The 16781-nt window shown below is 44.9% G+C and carries 14 protein-coding genes and 2 pseudogenes; 7 read left to right on the top strand and 9 right to left on the bottom strand.

Annotation, left to right across the window (positions count from 1 at the left end; all coding sequences use genetic code 11):
• The first annotated feature begins 13 nt into the window (after positions 1–13).
• Positions 14–2032 (top strand): bifunctional tRNA (5-methylaminomethyl-2-thiouridine)(34)-methyltransferase MnmD/FAD-dependent 5-carboxymethylaminomethyl-2-thiouridine(34) oxidoreductase MnmC, encoded by a 2019-nt coding sequence (mnmC, locus tag R7Z77_RS02365; protein ID WP_064354220.1) that lies wholly within the window; start codon positions 14–16, stop codon positions 2030–2032.
• A 76-nt stretch (positions 2033–2108) separates the two neighbouring features.
• On the opposite strand, the gene R7Z77_RS02360 is transcribed toward mnmC, so the two are convergent.
• From R7Z77_RS02360 to R7Z77_RS02350, 3 genes are all read right to left on the bottom strand, one after another.
• Entirely contained in the window at positions 2109–2633 is a 525-nt protein-coding gene (locus tag R7Z77_RS02360) for an NADPH-dependent FMN reductase (protein WP_005380552.1), read from the bottom strand.
• A 146-nt stretch (positions 2634–2779) separates the two neighbouring features.
• On the bottom strand, positions 2780–3043 hold the full coding sequence (locus tag R7Z77_RS02355; RefSeq protein ID WP_033907374.1) for a YfcL family protein: 264 nt from the start codon (positions 3041–3043) through the stop codon (positions 2780–2782).
• 25 nt (positions 3044–3068) lie between these two features.
• The gene (locus R7Z77_RS02350; protein ID WP_005380546.1) at positions 3069–3599 is read right to left on the bottom strand and encodes an elongation factor P hydroxylase; all 531 of its coding nucleotides are present in this window, start codon (positions 3597–3599) and stop codon (positions 3069–3071) included.
• Positions 3600–3931: 332 nt separating this feature from the next.
• Between R7Z77_RS02350 and R7Z77_RS02345 the strand changes: the two genes are divergently transcribed.
• Entirely contained in the window at positions 3932–4555 is a 624-nt protein-coding gene (locus tag R7Z77_RS02345) for a trimeric intracellular cation channel family protein (protein WP_005380544.1), read from the top strand.
• Between the two features lie 223 nt (positions 4556–4778).
• Here R7Z77_RS02345 and aroC read toward each other — a convergent pair whose 3' ends face one another.
• Both aroC and prmB read right to left on the bottom strand, forming a co-directional pair.
• Positions 4779–5864, bottom strand: coding sequence for a chorismate synthase (aroC, locus tag R7Z77_RS02340; protein ID WP_053349555.1), 1086 nt, complete (start codon positions 5862–5864; stop codon positions 4779–4781).
• A 179-nt stretch (positions 5865–6043) separates the two neighbouring features.
• Positions 6044–6976 carry a 50S ribosomal protein L3 N(5)-glutamine methyltransferase gene (prmB, locus tag R7Z77_RS02335; RefSeq protein ID WP_005380541.1) on the bottom strand — a complete coding sequence of 311 codons (933 nt, stop codon included), beginning with the start codon at positions 6974–6976 and terminating at the stop codon, positions 6044–6046.
• A 62-nt stretch (positions 6977–7038) separates the two neighbouring features.
• Here prmB and smrB point away from each other — a divergent pair, with 62 nt between their 5' ends.
• Positions 7039–7569, top strand: coding sequence for an endonuclease SmrB (smrB, locus tag R7Z77_RS02330; protein ID WP_005380539.1), 531 nt, complete (start codon positions 7039–7041; stop codon positions 7567–7569).
• Positions 7570–7665: 96 nt separating this feature from the next.
• Here the strand turns inward: smrB and sixA are convergent, their stop codons facing one another.
• Positions 7666–8130 (bottom strand): phosphohistidine phosphatase SixA, encoded by a 465-nt coding sequence (gene sixA, locus R7Z77_RS02325; protein WP_005380537.1) that lies wholly within the window; start codon positions 8128–8130, stop codon positions 7666–7668.
• Between the two features lie 374 nt (positions 8131–8504).
• Between sixA and R7Z77_RS02320 the strand changes: the two genes are divergently transcribed.
• Together R7Z77_RS02320 and R7Z77_RS02315 are read left to right on the top strand one after the other, a co-directional pair.
• The gene (locus tag R7Z77_RS02320; protein ID WP_318136592.1) at positions 8505–11282 is read left to right on the top strand and encodes an insulinase family protein; all 2778 of its coding nucleotides are present in this window, start codon (positions 8505–8507) and stop codon (positions 11280–11282) included.
• 167 nt (positions 11283–11449) lie between these two features.
• Positions 11450–11704, top strand: a complete 255-nt coding sequence (locus R7Z77_RS02315; protein WP_213968039.1) for a CG2 omega domain protein — start codon at positions 11450–11452, stop codon at positions 11702–11704.
• Between the two features lie 62 nt (positions 11705–11766).
• On the opposite strand, the gene fadJ is transcribed toward R7Z77_RS02315, so the two are convergent.
• Both fadJ and fadI read right to left on the bottom strand, forming a co-directional pair.
• The gene (gene fadJ / locus R7Z77_RS02310) at positions 11767–13878 is read right to left on the bottom strand and encodes a fatty acid oxidation complex subunit alpha FadJ (protein WP_005380532.1); all 2112 of its coding nucleotides are present in this window, start codon (positions 13876–13878) and stop codon (positions 11767–11769) included.
• Positions 13878–15185, bottom strand: coding sequence for an acetyl-CoA C-acyltransferase FadI (gene fadI / locus R7Z77_RS02305; protein WP_213913642.1), 1308 nt, complete (start codon positions 15183–15185; stop codon positions 13878–13880). The genes fadJ and fadI overlap by 1 nt, the downstream gene beginning before the upstream one ends.
• Positions 15186–15905: 720 nt before the next feature.
• On the opposite strand from fadI, the gene R7Z77_RS02300 reads away from it, so the two are divergent.
• A complete protein-coding gene (locus tag R7Z77_RS02300) occupies positions 15906–16481 on the top strand; it encodes a sigma-70 family RNA polymerase sigma factor (protein WP_318136591.1) in 576 nt (191 codons plus the stop codon).
• Positions 16474–16563 (top strand): annotated as a pseudogene (locus R7Z77_RS02295) (DUF3379 family protein); the annotation flags it as partial. The gene R7Z77_RS02300 and the pseudogene R7Z77_RS02295, both read left to right, overlap by 8 nt.
• 50 nt (positions 16564–16613) lie before the next feature.
• Here R7Z77_RS02295 and R7Z77_RS02290 read toward each other — a convergent pair.
• Positions 16614–16781 (bottom strand): annotated as a pseudogene (locus R7Z77_RS02290) (IS5/IS1182 family transposase); the annotation flags it as partial.

Genomic DNA, 16781 nt, shown 5'->3' with positions numbered 1-16781 from the left:
AATTTGCACCATTATGACTTCAATAAAAAACGCAGAACTTGGTTGGAACGAAGCTGGTACTCCGGTTTCAGACCAATTTGATGATGTTTACTTCTCTAACGTAAACGGTCTTGAAGAGACACGCTACGTTTTCTTAAAACAAAATCATCTCCCAGAAAGATGGCAGGAATTTGACCAAAGACGTTTTGTCATTGGTGAAACAGGATTTGGCACGGGATTAAACTTCTTAGCAGTATGCCAGTGGTTTAGTGAGTTTCGTCGTCAGCATCCGGACGCAACATTGAAAGAGCTGCATTTTATTAGCTTTGAAAAATACCCATTAAGCAAAGCCGATTTAAAGAAGGCGCATGAAGCTTGGCCTGAGCTAGCTGAGTACGCGGAAAAGTTACAAAAGCACTACCCTGCCGCTGTGCCGGAGTGTCATCGCATTGTTTTAGAAGACGGCGCAATCACACTCGACCTTTGGTTTGGTGACATTAAAGACTGCATGCCGCAAGTTCCATACAACGAACAAGGTTTGATTGATGCTTGGTTCTTAGATGGATTCGCGCCAAGCAAAAACCCAGAAATGTGGAACCAAGGCCTGTTCAACAACATGGCAAAGCTAGCCAAGCAAGATTGTACAGTTGCCACGTTTACCGCAGCAGGCTTTGTACGTCGTGGTTTGAACGAAGCTGGCTTTACAATGAAAAAGGTGAAAGGTTTCGGCACTAAGCGAGAAATGATCGCCGGCTCTATGGAGCAACGTGAAAAGCAGTCGAACCATCTCCCTTGGTTCAATCGCTCAGCATCTAGCAATCTTGATTCGATTGCCATCATTGGTGGTGGTATAGCTAGCGCGGCGTTAGCGAAAACGTTAGTTCGTCGTGGCCAAAACGTCACCCTTTACTGTAAAGACAAACAACCAGCCAAAGGAGCTTCAGGCAATCGACAAGGAGCCGTTTATCCACTGCTTAATGGCCCGCACACGGGTGTTTCACGAGTGTTTGCTCCTGCATTTTTGTTCGCACGTCAGTTTGTTGAACAAGCAGCACAAGAGATCGATTTTGATCATGACTGGTGTGGCGTAACTCAGTTGATGTGGGATGACAAATCCACAGACAAACTGGAGAAAATGCTTGCGGGTAACTTCACTCCAGAGCTCATTCACAAGCTGTCCGCCGAGGAGACTGCGAACACTATCGGGTTACCTATTGATATGGCGTCTGTGCACTACCCAATGGGAGGGTGGCTGTGCCCTGCCGAGTTAACTCGCGGGTTAATTAAACAATTGGAGAAGACGTCGTTACTCTCAACGAAGTTTGAACACCATGTTGAGGCATTAGATTGGGATGAAAAGCGTCAGTTCTGGCTACTAACGGCGAGTGGTCAAACATTTGAGCACTCAACGGTTGTAATTGCGAACGGCCATGAGTTCCAGACATTGAGTCAAACCGCTTCCCTACCAATGGGACAAGTGAAAGGACAAGTCAGTCATGCGCCAGCAACAGAAACGCTGAGTCAGCTGAAAACGGTGTTGTGTTACGACGGTTACATGACACCTGTTAACCCAAGTAATCAACACTTGTGTATCGGTGCAAGCTACGACCGCAGTCACCTTGACTACGAATTTGATGAAAACGCCCAAAAAGATAATGCGGAAAAGCTAGTGAAATGTGTACCGAATCAAACATGGGCAAAAGAGGTAGATATCACTGATAATCAATCTCGCCAAGGTATTCGTTGTGTTAGCCGAGATCACTTACCATTTGTCGGGAATGTGGGTGACTTTGAGACGATCAAAACGCAATACGCCAACTTACAAAATCAAAAAGCAGAAGAGGTAGAAACCATTCATCAGTACCCTAACCTATTCTGCTTCTTAGGTTTAGGATCTCGTGGACTGAGCTCTGCACCATTATTAGCTGAAGTGTTGGCCTCCCAGATCTGTGGGGACCCGCTGCCATTACCGGTTGATGTATTGACCGAACTTCACCCAAGTCGAATGTGGGTTCGTAAACTAAGAAAAGGCAAAGCCATTACCGAGCTGTAAGAGTATTCTCTCGTTTTAATTCCCGACACAGATACGTGTCGGGAATCGCTAACTCACTAAGTTGCTCGTACTGAGATTACTTCAGCAGTGCAACTGCCTGTTTCACTTGCTCTGCCACTTCTGGGTTTACAACCTTACCCGATTCCACGTCAAAATTTTCGTAGAAGCTCGGCACAGATAACGATGCCTTTACATCCGCGCCAAAAAATTGAGCAGAACCTGTCGCCGCCGCAAGAACACTTTGTGCACCACCGGGACCTGGGGAAGTTGCTAAATAAACGACAGGTTTGTTTTGAAATACATTACGCTCAATGCGCGTCGCCCAATCGAACAAGTTTTTATAGGCCGCTGGGTACGAACCGTTGTGCTCTGCGAAGGAAACAACGAGAGCGTCAGCCTCCGCCAAGTCACGTAAAAACGCGACAGCCCCTTCAGCTTGACCTATTTCTTTCTCTTTGTCCTCGCTAAACATTGGCGCTTGATAATCGTTTAAGTCTAGAACATTCACTTGAGCGCCTTCGACTTGATTTGCTGCGTATGTAGCAAGTAGTTTGTTGATTGAGGTAGAGCTGGTAGATGCACCAAATGCGACAATTTTCATGGTTGTAATCCTTTGTTCACGTTTTATGCTGATCAGAATAAAAGTTGAACAGTTTCGCTACAACCACAAAAATTTTATTGAGAGGTTCGAATTTTTCGAAGTAGTAAATGACTAGGATTAAATAAAGGGAGAACGCTGCTTAGGGATTAAGCCTGAGCCTGGAGCTCTTGCCACAAATCACTGACAATCACGCGATCGGCCGGGCTTAACTCGGTACGCGAATCTTCTAAGCTGCTCTCAATGCGTGACTTCAGCTCAGCAATATCGCTAATCCCTTCTTCTTCACAAGACGCCGCGGATAAAGAGATGTGACCACGTAAATAACCACCAGCAAACAATTCATCGTCAGATGCCGTTTCAATTCGAGCATCAATCAGTTCCAGTAGTTTTTCTTCAAATTCAATAATCATGGTGTATCTCTGAGGTTATTAGTGGTTATTTAACGCAAAAGTCCGACGCTTCCAGTGGCTTAGTTTGATAAAATGCGCGCAGGGCATCAGAAAGCATTTTCACTCGCAAAGGCAAGCCAACGTCCAAAATACCTAGCACTTCTTTATGCACTTTTTTCATAAAGCCGAGCCTATCTGGTTCAAAATCGCCGTGTAGATTGTCACAACTCACCGTAAAAGGGAAGCCAGCGCTTTGTGCCAGAATCCATTCATAAGCTTGAGGTCGCACTTCAACTTTCTCAAACTCCGCTTGAACTTCTGCTGTTCGCCCATCAGGTTCATACCAATAACCAAAATCTTCCAGCAAACGACGCTCTGGACCAGCCACACACCAATGCGAGATCTCGTGTAAAGCAGAGGCGTAAAAACCCCGAGCAAAAATAATCCGATGATGAGGGTGTTCATCATCAGCAGGAAGATAAATAGGCTCATCACCACCTAACTCTAATTTCGTATTAAATTGTTCTAAAAAGGTGTCATTAAAAATGGTGATTAAGTCTTGGTATTCGTGGGTCATCGTCGAGTTTGTACTTCAGTTTGACATGCGCTGCATATTGTCGCTGTTTTTAGCTATGAGGTAAAGGCAACCCCACATTTTTGGTTATTAGTTGAATTTATCTGAACATCGCTTTCTCCATACAATTTCTCATTCGTCAGCGTACTTATTTACCACTACACTCTCGCCTTATTTTGATGCCGTTCAAACCGCTATTTTTAAGCCGTTTGATTACAAGCATGTTGCTGGTTTTAATCACTTTTTAAGAGAGATAGAACCGTTTGTAAGTGTTGTTACTTCGCCTACGCTGATTCTCGTAGAACGTAGTGACTTTTTACGTTGAGTGTTTCCCTATGTTGCTAAGTGTGTTGTATATCATTGGTATCACGGCTGAAGCCATGACAGGTGCGTTAAGTGCTGGTAGAAGAAAGATGGACTGGTTTGGTGTTATGTTGGTGGCCAGCGCAACGGCCATTGGTGGTGGCACCGTACGTGACATTCTATTAGGCCACTACCCTCTTGGTTGGGTAAAAAACCCAGAGTTCCTTGCAATTACGTGTGTTGCAGGTGTGCTAACAACAGGTTTAGCGAAATGGGTGATTAAGCTGAAAGGTCTGTTCATTCGCCTCGATGCATTAGGTTTAATCGTGTTTAGTATCATCGGAACAAAAATTGCGATGGGCATGGGCTTGCACCCTGGTATTTGTATGGTTTCAGCGTTAGTAACTGGTGTATTCGGTGGGCTACTTCGCGACTTAATCTGTCGCCAAACACCATTGGTACTGCATGAAGAGCTTTACGCTTCTGTCGCTCTTATCGCATCAGGAATGTACTTAGCGCTATTAGAATTCAATGTTCCCGATGTCACTGCCACTATTATTACACTGGTTACTGGTTACATGTTGCGTATGGCTGCGGTACGCTTTAAGTGGCGTCTGCCTTCTTTCCATTTGGAAACCGAAGGCTCGATTCATTAAGCAAAAACTACTTAAACAAAAAAGGTTGCCTGATAAAATTGTGCCACCCGCGATTCAGTGAGTGGCATAATTTTATATTCAGTCATCCTGAACAGCGACGAAGGAGCATGATTCAGGATCTATTATCCGAGCACTCTGTTGTCAGAGATGTTTCTTTCTCTTTTCATCGTGCTGAAATTAGATTCCTAGTCTCGCTATAGCTCGCTGGAATGACACAAAGCTCTTAAATCTTCGGTGTTTCAGTTGTTACGCCATGGTTTTGACCACGGTGGCGTAGTAAATGATCCATCACCACAATAGCCAGCATCGCTTCTGCGATAGGCACAGCACGAATACCCACACATGGGTCATGACGACCTTTGGTGATCAACTGAGTTGGTTCACCTTCTTTTGTGATGGTCTCACCCGGCACAGTGATACTTGATGTTGGCTTAAGCGCAATGTTTGCGACAATGTCTTGACCAGTCGAGATACCACCAAGAATGCCACCCGCATGATTACTACCAAAACCTTCAGGAGCAAGCGTATCACGGTGCTGACTGCCTTTTTGGGTTACCACCTCGAAACCGTCTCCGATTTCCACGCCTTTCACCGCGTTGATGCTCATTAGTGCGTGCGCGATGTCTGCATCCAAACGGTCAAATACGGGTTCCCCAAGACCAACAGGCACGTTAGTTGCCACAACCTGGATTTTTGCGCCAATAGAGTCGCCTTCTTTTTTCAGGTCACGGATAAGTTGGTCAAATGCTTCTACTTTGTCAGCATCAGGGCAGAAGAATGCATTGTTCTCGATTTCGTTCCAATCTACCTTGTCGATAGATACATCACCCATTTGTGACAAGTAAGCACGAATCTCAACACCAAACTCATCTTTTAAGTATTTCTTCGCGATTGCACCAGCAGCCACACGCATTGCGGTTTCACGAGCTGAAGAACGGCCGCCACCGCGATAGTCGCGGATGCCATATTTTTGGTGGTAAGTGTAATCAGCATGACCCGGTCTGAACTTATCTTTGATGTCAGAGTAGTCTTTTGAGCGCTGATCGGTGTTTTCAATTAGCAAACCGATCGATGTGCCCGTGGTTTTGCCTTCAAAAACGCCAGAAAGAATTTTAACTTCATCCGGTTCACGACGTTGTGTGGTGTAACGTGATGTGCCTGGACGACGGCGGTCGAGATCGATTTGTAGATCTGCTTCTGTAATTTCCAACCCCGGAGGACATCCGTCTACGATACATCCCAGTGCGATACCGTGACTTTCCCCGAATGTCGTCACTCGGAAATGTTGTCCGATACTGTTTCCTGCCATTACTTCCTCAAGTTTTTATCGCCACGCTCTCTCAAAACAGAGCATAGCTGCTTTCCAATTCTTCGTGGATTCATAGTGGCTTTATTACGTTTTGATGTAAAGAGTTAATATCGGCGAGGTATGCATAAAAAAACACCGAGCATAAAGCTCGGTGTTTTGATGTTTAGTGCAAGACTCTATTAGTCTTTGTACAGTTTAAACTCTTCTGCACACTCAACCAGCTGGTCACGCGTTAGCATAAACACGCCATGACCGCCGTTCTCGAACTCAATCCAAGTAAATGGAATCTCTGGGTACTGTTCCATCATATGAATCATTGAGTTGCCGACTTCACAAATAAGAATGCCGTTATCTGTTAGATAATCTGGCGCGTTAGCAAGAATACGACGCACTAGTTTTAGACCATCCGTACCCGCAGCTAGCCCAAGCTCAGGCTCATGCGTGAACTCATCTGGCAGGCTGTTCATGTCTTCTTCATCCACATATGGTGGGTTGGACACGATTAGATTGTATTTCTCTTTTGGAAGATCACGGAACAAATCAGAGCGAATTGGGAACACTTGCTGCTCCATACCGTGATCTTGTACGTTTTGCTCAGCCACTTGTAGAGCATCTGTAGAGATGTCGATCGCATCCACTTCTGCTTCAGGGAAAGCGTGCGCACAAGCAATCGCAATACAACCAGAACCCGTACATAGGTCCATGATGCGCGTAGGTTCTTCCACCAACCAAGGTTGGAATTCCGCTTGAATCAATTCGCCGATAGGAGAGCGTGGCACAAGTACACGCTCATCAACGAAGAACTCAAGACCGCAGAACCATGCTTTGTTTGTTAGGTATGCTGTTGGCGTACGCTCGTTGATGCGTTTTACTACGCGCTCAACAATACGCAGACGCTCGCTTGTCGTTAGGCGAGAGTTCAATACGTGCGGAGGCACATCAATCGGCAAGTATAAGGTTGGCAGGATAAGCTGAACAGCTTCATCCCACGCATTATCAGTACCATGACCGTAAAACAGGTTCGCTGCATTAAAGCGGCTTACCGTCCAACGAATCATATCTTGAAGGGTATGCAGTTCCGATACCGCTTCTTCTACAAAAATCTTATCCAAAATTGCCTCCGAAAAGCGCTACAATACTGCCAATAAAGTTTATTAATGAAATTGTTTACCTAATGAGCAAAAAAGACACCGAGAACGATGACGATTTCGCCTTGTTTCAGGAAGCAGTACAGGGCGTAAAAAAGTTGCGACAGGATACCATAATCCAGCAACCAAAAAAAAATACTAAGCAAAAAGAAATCAAGCGCTCCAACCGTGAAGCGAGTGACTCTGAATTTTACTTTTCAGATGAGTTTGTCCCTCTATTAAACGATGAAGGTCCAACTCGTTATGCACGTGACGACGTCTCCACTTATGAAGTCAAACGTCTACGTCGTGGCGTGTATGTACCGGACGTGTTCCTCGATATGCACGGCATGACACAGCAAGAAGCAAAACGCGAGCTTGGTGCGATGATAGCCTATTGCATCAAAAACGAGATTCATTGTGCGTGTGTGCAACATGGTATTGGGAAACACATCCTGAAACAGAAAGCCCCACTTTGGTTAGCACAGCATCCTGACGTTATGGCTTTTCACCAAGCGCCACTAGAATTTGGTGGTGATGGTGCGTTGTTAGTGTTGCTTTCAATTCCTGAAAAGTAACAGGCTTACCGTAGACACGATGAAACGAAAAGGCAGGGATCTCCTGCCTTTCTTATTCTGTCTCTAATTTGCAAACGCTTATTTTGGTTTAGACACTTATGGCGTAATATGCCATAGCACTTCACCATTTTGTGTTTGTAAATCATATTCAATGCACACTAGGCCTGATGTAGGAAACATCGGAGGTGTCATGTCTTTTACAAACTCTGAAGTCAGATAACCGACCAAAGGCAAATGCGATACGAACAAAAGCGAGTCCAATTGTTCGACTTCGATTAACGCACTTGCGAAATCGAAGACATGCTCGGACTGGCCATAAGGTGTAATATCTTCACAAGTTTCAATGCTTTTTGCAGAGAAATACGCACTGATCTCTTGCCAAGTTTGTTGAGCTCTAATGTACGGACTCACCAACACTTTATCGAATTGCGCAAAACCCTGTTCTTTACAGGCTCTCGCAACCGCTTCTGATTCGACTCTGCCTCTTGGGGTCAATTGTCGTGCTGCGTCTGAATCTGCAAAATGCTCGGCTTCACCGTGACGCATGATGAATATTTTCATGTTATTTCCTAGGGATAGCTAACGCTACCAAAAGGTTGACTGCTATCTTTATTAGATAGACGGGGCTAACTTTAACAATGACGAAACAAAAATACTGATATAATTATCTGTTCATTATACCAATTCGCTTGTTAAAGATAGCGACTTTCTTAACAATCTATTAAAAGAATGTACTCAGTTCATCACACTATTTAACTGTGCAATGAGTTCAGAGCATTCACTCAAACAGTTCTTCCCCATACGCAAACGCGATGGGCCTGTGCAGAAGTCTACGAATAACAAAAATACGGCAAGCAGTATTTGTCGAAACGCAAACTTTGCGCCCCCCGCGAGGGGAGCCTAAATTACTGTAATGCGAAATCTGGAGACGCATCGTGCATCTAAGTCCTAACGATTCAAATCAATACCGCTACATTACCTTGAGCAATGAACTGCGTGTACTGCTGATTCATTCCGATACAGCTCAACAGTCGGCAGCTGCTCTGGCAGTGAACGTTGGACACTTCGACGACCCAAACGATCGCCAAGGTCTGGCACACTATTTAGAACACATGCTTTTTTTGGGTACGGAAAAATACCCTAAAGTGGGCGAGTTTCAAAGCTATATTAGCCAACACGGTGGAACAAACAACGCTTGGACTGGTACAGAGCACACTTGTTTCTTTTTCAATATTGCTCCAAATGCCTTTGAAAGTGCCTTAGATCGATTTAGCCAATTTTTTACCGCACCTTTGTTTAACGAAGAAGCATTAGACAAAGAACGCCAGGCTGTCGACTCCGAATACAAGCTCAAACTCAATGATGATTCTCGTCGCCTGTATCAAGTTAACAAAGAAGTCATCAATCCAGAGCACCCGTTTTCAAAATTCTCTGTCGGAAACTTAGATACTCTTGGCGACCGAGATGGTAAATCCATCCGCGACGAAATTGTGGAGTTTCACCACTCTCAGTATTCCGCCGATTTGATGACACTGACTCTATTTGGGCCACAGTCGCTCGATGAACAGCAAGCTTGGGTAGAAACCATGTTTGCTGACATCCCAAATCACCACCTTCGTGGAAAATCGATTGATGTACCGATAGGCACTGAGGAAAGCACGGGCATTTTGGTTCAAGTCGAGCCGCTCAAAGAGTTCCGTAAACTGATTCTCACATTCCCCATGCCGGGAATGGATGCGCATTATAGCGTGAAGCCACTCTCCTACTTTGCTCACCTGTTGGGTTATGAAGGAGAAGGCAGTTTGATGCTTCAACTCAAAGAAAAAGGCTGGATTACCTCTCTCTCAGCGGGCGGCGGCGCGAGTGGCAGTAACTACCGAGACTTTACCGTAAGCTGCACCCTGACGCCAAACGGCTTAGATCATGTTGATGATATCGTTCAAGCGGTTTTTCAATACCTCTCGATGATCAAACAAGACGGGTTAGATGAATGGCGCTATCTCGAAAAACAAGCGGTATTAGAATCGGCTTTCCGCTTCCAAGAGCCATCGCGCCCAATGGATCTCGTCAGCCATCTGGTGATCAACATGCAGCACTATCAACCGGAAGACACGGTTTATGGTGACTACAAAATGGCGGGCTACGATGAGGAGTTACAGCGTTCATTGCTGCGATACTTAACCATCGATAATGTACGCGTCACTTTGATTGCTAAAGGCCTGGAATACAACCGTACTGCCGAATGGTACTTTACCCCGTACTCCGTCACACCTTTTAGTGAAGACCAACGTCGTTTCTATCAAAAAATCGACCCAAGCTGGCAATTCGTCTTACCGGAAAAGAACCCTTATATTTGCTACGATCTCGACCCCATGCCACTCGAAAATGGTGATTCACTGCCAGAGTTGATTGAGGATCTCGAAGGGTTTCGGCTGTGGCATTTGCAAGATGACGAATTTCGCGTGCCTAAAGGTGTCGTTTATGTCGCTATCGACAGCTCTCATGCCGTTGCATCACCAAAGAACATCGTCAAAACGCGCTTATGTGTAGAGATGTTCCTCGATTCGCTAGCAAAAGAAACCTATCAAGCAGAAATCGCAGGGATGGGTTACAACATGTACGCTCACCAAGGTGGCGTGACCTTAACCCTCTCAGGGTTCAGTCAAAAGCTGCCTCAGTTGCTAGAAATGATTCTGCACCGTTTTGCTTCTCGAGATTTCAGCCCTGCTCGCTTTGAAACCATCAAACAACAACTGTTACGAAACTGGAGAAATGCTTCACAAGATCGCCCTATTTCGCAGCTGTTTAACGCACTTACTGGGTTACTTCAACCCAATAACCCGCCTTTCGCAACCTTAGTCGAAGCGCTAGAAGAAATCGAAGTCGATGAACTCTCGGTATTCGTAGAATCCATTCTTGCAGAACTGCACGTTGAAATGTTTGTTTACGGAGACTGGCAACGCCAGCAAGCCCATGACATGGCAACGACTTTAAAAGATGCTCTAAGAGTTAACGAGCAACGTTATGAAGAAGCACTTCGTCCGCTCATTATGCTAGGTAAAAATGGCAGTTTTCAACGTGAGGTGCATTGTAATCAGCAAGATTCCGCGGTCGTTATTTACCACCAGTGCGAGGATATTGAGCCTCGCAGTATCGCGCTATACTCATTGGCCAATCACCTTATGTCGGCAACGTTTTTCCACGAAATCCGTACCAAGCAGCAATTAGGTTACATGGTAGGCACTGGCAATATGCCGCTAAATCGTCACCCTGGTATTGTACTGTATGTGCAGTCACCTAATGCAGCACCTGCCGAGCTGGTTACCTCAATCGATGAGTTTTTAAATGCCTTTTATATGGTGCTGTTAGAGTTAAACGATTACCAATGGCACAGCAGTAAGCGCGGCTTGTGGAACCAAATAGCAACGCCGGACACCACACTTCGAGGTCGGGCTCAACGTCTTTGGGTTGCGATAGGAAACAAAGACACTGAGTTTAACCAACGTGACAAGGTACTGGCGGAGTTGAAGAAGCTGACGCGCGCAGACATGATTCGCTTCGTTGTGAACGAATTGAAACCTCGTACTGCAAATCGTTTGATCATGCACTCTCAAGGTCAAGCGCATTCGGAGGCTCCGCGCATCCATCTAGGACAAGAAATAGGATCGATTGAAGAGTTCCAACTTCGGCCAAAAGATTGCGGCTTGGGGTGATCTAGTTGCGCAGAAATAAAATTGTCGATTACTAGAATGAACCTACAAACCCATGAGGTTGTCGGTCTCATAGATTGAATCGGCACCATAATTGGCAGAAAATTGAAATTACGCCATTGCGGCTTATGCTCTAATTACCGCACTAAAAATAACTTAATGAGGTAATCATGAAAAAAGCACTTTTACTTGTGGCTCTTATACTGCCATTGGCATCTGCTCACGCTGAAATCTCAGTCAAAGGCGATGGCTTCGAATTAAGTGACGACTGTTTGCGCCTTAGCGGAGACAATGTATCCATCAAATCAGATGATTGCTCTTCAAAGCAGTGGAATGATAAAGACAAAAAAGGTAACAGCAGCGTTCACGGGGACGACAACCCAGGTAAAGGCCACAATAAAGATAAGAAAGACAAGAAGAAGTAACCATTTCTTCTTTATGAAAAAGGCTTGCCACTGGCAAGCCTTTTTCTCTACCGCAGCAACGTTTAATAGAACGTTGTCCCTTCACCAGCTCGAGTAAGCAAACCATCACATGGCGCGTAACGATCGCCATACTTCGATGCAAACTCATTCATTTTCTCTACGAGCTCTTTAATGCCAAATTGGTCCATGTAACGGAACGGACCACCCAAGAACGGTGGGAAACCAATACCAAATATCGCGCCAATATCACCGTCACGTGGCGAGCGAATGATACCATCATCCAAACAACGTACCGCTTCATTCAGCATTGGCAGCACACAGCGCAACGCAATATCGTTATCGCTTAGCTTAGATTCAGGGTCGAGCTTAAGCAGTTTGTAAACCGATTTGTCGACATCTTTCTTCTTGCCCTTGTAAGTGTAAAACCCCTTACCACTCTTGCGTCCTTTACGTCCATCATTTAACAAGATATCAAACACATCCGGCCCTTTGAATCGGTCACCTAACTCATTAACCAGGATCGGCATAATTTTCGCGCCAATGTCGACACCAACTTCATCCAACAAGGTAATCGGGCCAACAGGGAAACCAAAATCAAGCAACGCCGTATCAATCTTTTCGATCGGTTCGTTAGCCAACAAAATATGCGCCGCTTCGTTCATGTATGGAGCAAGAATGCGGTTCACGTAAAAGCCCGCTTTGTCTTTCACTACGATCGGGGTTTTACCTTGCTTCTTAGCAAGTGCAACAACTGTTGAAACGGTTTCATCTGACGTCGTTTCATGCGGAATCACTTCCACCAACGGCATTTTTTCTACCGGGCTGAAGTAATGTAAACCCACTACGTTTTCTGGACGCTCCGCTTTTTCTGCAATTTTGTGGATAGGCAACGAAGAAGTATTGGTCGCAAAGATAGTTTCTGTCTTAGCGTTCGCTTCAATGTCCGCCACCATTTTTTGCTTAAGATCTAAGTCTTCAAAAACGGCTTCAATTACGACATCAATATGATTAAAACTGGTAAAATCGACACCACCAGACAGTTGCAGCATTTTCGCTTGCAGATCGGCCTTGGATAGAATGCGACGTTTGCGCTGTTTCTCAAATAACTTGTAGTTGTAGTTGAGCGCGTTTAAAACGCCATCGTTGCTAACGTCTTTGATGCGAACAGGTACTTTTGCTTTTGCAACAGACACATGGCTGATTCCGGCGCCCATCAGACCACCACCAAGCACACCAACTTTATGAACTGGTGCTGGTTTCGCATCCGTGCCATTTTCTTTCTTCATTTCTGTTGTGGCAAAGAAGATCGAACGGAGCGCTTTTGACTCTGAGCTCATCACAAGCTCACCGAAGCGCTTCGCTTCAAGCTCTTGACCTTTAGCGAAGCCTTTCTCTAAGCCATGTTGAATAACTTCTAGAATTGCAACCGTTGCTGGATAGTTACCGCGAGTTTTTTGATTCGTTTTCTTCGCAGCTTGCTCAAATACAAACTTGCGCCCTAGCCCGCTACCAGACATCACCTTTTCTTTCGTCGATAGCTTTTTCGTGCCCTTGTTTTTACCTTTGTCGATAAACTGTTTTGCTACGTCGAGCAAAATGGTGTCAGGCACACAGGCGTCCACAACGCCCAATTTTTTAGCTTTCTTCGCACGAAGTTGTTTACCCGTCAGGATCAAGTCCAACGACGGTAACAGGCCAATCAAACGTGGCAGACGCTGAGTACCACCAGAACCTGGCAATAAACCAAGTTGTACTTCTGGCAGACCTAAACGCGTTTTGTCAGAATCCGTACAAACACGGTAATCACATGCAAGAGCCAGTTCTAAACCACCGCCCAAACATGGGCCATGAATAGCCGCAACGACAGGATACGGTAAGTCCGATAGCTGCTGGAATAAATCCTGACCTTGCCTTGCTAAGTCTTCCGCTTCACTTGCTGTGGTGCATGCTTCTAGCATTCGAACATCTGCGCCCGCAACAAAATTGTCCGGTTTTAGGGAGTGGATGATCATCCCTTTAATACCACTGGAGTCTTTTAGCTGAGCAAAAATTTCTTTCATTTCGTCAGCAAAAGCCGCCTGCAGCGTATTCATTTTTTCATTAGGAACATCAATTGCTAACCAAGCAATATTTTGCTCATCAACCTTTAGACTAAATGCTTTTTGCTCGCTCATTACTCAACCTCCAGAATCATTGCCGCACCAAGACCACCAGCAGCACATGCGGTATTCAATGCAATACCACCGCCACGGCGTTTTAGTTCTCGTAGGGTTTGCGTCATCATACGCGCACCAGTCGCAGCAAATGGGTGACCATAAGCAATTGATCCGCCAAGCACGTTGAACTTATCCATGTCAATTTCACCAATCGCTTTTGAGCGACCAAGGTTTTCTTGAGCAAACTTATCGGAAGCAAACATCTTCACATTCGCCAATGCTTGAGCAGCAAAGGCCTCGTGCATGTCGATCAACGTCAGGTCTGACAGTTCCAAGCCTGTATTTTCAAGCACTTTCGCTGTGGCATAAGTCGGCCCCATCAGCATGTCCTTTTCCACGCCGATAGCAGAGAATGCATAACCTCGGATGTAACCAAGAATCTCCATTCCGAGCTCTTTCGCTTTACCTTCTCGCATCAACATCACTGCCGCACCACCATCAGTCAATGGCGTACTGTTCGCAGCCGTAACACTGCCATACTGACGATCAAACGCAGGTCGCAATTTCGCGTATCCCTCAACCGTTGAGTCATGACGGATATTGTTGTCTTCCGAAATCCACTTTTTGTATGGTTCAGGGAAAGCCGTCATCACTTCATCTTGGATTTTTCCTTCTTTCCAAGCTTGAGAAGCCAGCGTATGAGAACGATGTGCAAGCGCATCCTGTTCTGCGCGAGAAATACCATGTGTTTTAGCCATTTGCTCTGCAGTTTGTCCCATGGATAAACCCGTAGAGTACTCTGCTACTGCTGGTGGCACTGGCATCAGGTCTTTAAAGCTCAAGTTTTTGAGGATACTAAGCTTCTGACCCATTGTTTTTGTCTTACTAAGAGCAAGCAGATTAGCAGCCAATCTCTTTGATACGCCAATAGGCAGGACGGAAGAAGAGTCTGCACCGCCAGCAATACCAATATCGATGGTTCCCGCCATGATGCTTTCTGCGACATTAACCGCCGCTTGAAAACTCGTCGCACACGCTCGAGTCACACTGTAAGCATCAGTATGGATGTTCATACCAGTGCCTAACACGATTTCTCGTGCGATGTTTGGCGCTTCAGGCATTTGTACTACTTGTCCAAATACCACTTGTTCGATTAGCTTCGGATCAATATCTGTTCGAGCAAGCATTTCGCTTACTACCATTTTCCCTAAATCGACCGCTGGCACTTGGCTAAATTCCGTGCTTTGACGAGCAAAGGGAGTTCGAAGCCCCGCGACAATAGCGACACGCTCACCATTGCGTGTTTTTACTTCCTGCTTGCCCATTGTTTCTCCTTAAATACAAGAGGTCTGACCTGATGCATTGTAATGAATTTGTTAAATTTATCAAACGTGCGTTTAAATAAACGTGAAGCAAGTAGTTCAATTACTCTACTTCTTTGATTCTTATGCGATTACTAATGGTTAACTATAGAGAGTTAAAACGGTAAGAGGTATACGGAAAGTAAAATCGAAGCAAAAAAAAACCACACATAACTGTGTGGTCGGAATATCTATAAAACAATTAACTTACGCCAATTGAAAAGTAATCAGTTTCCTGATTAGGAGAAAGTAAAGTCAGCCTTCAAAAGGAAGTGTCATCTTGCTCAACATGTTAGTCGCAATGACTAACGAGATGACAAGGTGTACTATAACCCCTTCACTGCTTGATATTTTGAAATAGATCAATTTTATAGTGATTTTACGAGTTTTAAGCTCACCTAAAGCGATTATTGATTCAAAACAATTCAAGAATCCACCATCAGAAGTCCCTTTTAATGCTCCATCGAGTGAACTTATCCAAGCCATTGATTACTAATGATGATATTGTTAACAATATATATCAATTCGTGTTCGATGATATCTGACATTTGCGTATACACTTTTAGGTAACCACATGGCTTATTGTGTCAAAGGGGTTGCATGACAAATCCTGCAACCAAAACCGCTAAGCGATGAAGCAAGTAAAGTCATGCTCAGAACAAATAAGAAACTCACAGAGCGAGGATGGAGGCTCCTGTGGCCATATTAAAAATGTTTGGAAAGAAAAATTCCAACAGTCCGGTCAACTCTGATATGGACAAGCAAAGAAAATACGAAGCGCTCGTCCGAGGGTATCATCGTGACTTGTACCGCTACGCATATTGGTTGTGCAAAGATAAAGCGGTCGCGGAAGATCTAGTTCAGGAAACCTGTCTTAGAGCTTGGAAGTCACTCGATAGCCTCCAAGACGAAAAAGCTGCCAAGTCTTGGCTCATCACAATATTGAGACGAGAAAATGCGCGCCGCTTCGAACGTAAACAATTTGATTTAGTTGATATCGATGATTACGGCAATGACGCTAAAGTCAGCGATGACTCACATCATCAGCAAGAATGGCTGCAGGCACAGTTCATGAAGCTCGATGTTGAATACCGTGAGCCTTTATTTCTCCAGGTTGTTGGTGGTTTCAGTGGAGAAGAAATTGGCGACATTCTTGATTTAAATAAAAACACAGTGATGACTCGACTATTTCGCGCTCGTAATCAACTTAAAGAGATGTTGGATTCTCAAGATACCAAGAGAGGACAAAAGAATGGATGATTTAGAATTTCGTCGTCGTATTTTGTCGGATCCAAAACAAAAGGATGAAGAGATTCTGCAAGCTTTAGCTGGTAGCGAGGCTTTGTTGCGTAATTCGGACAGAAAACCAAGTCGTCCGAAATTGAATAATTATTAAACAATATACTGAGTTTCAGGCATACCAAGCCCTGTAAGCTTGTTCAGCGCTTTAATCATGGCGTAGGTTTCGCCAACCTGAGAATTGTAGTTTCTCAGGCTTAACCTCCCACCTAGCAACTGCTTCACGCGATACATGGCTGTTTCAGAGAGCGAACGCTTGTG

The organism is Vibrio sp. 1401, assembly GCF_033340295.1.
This window is presented reverse-complemented; position numbering and strand designations above follow the sequence as displayed.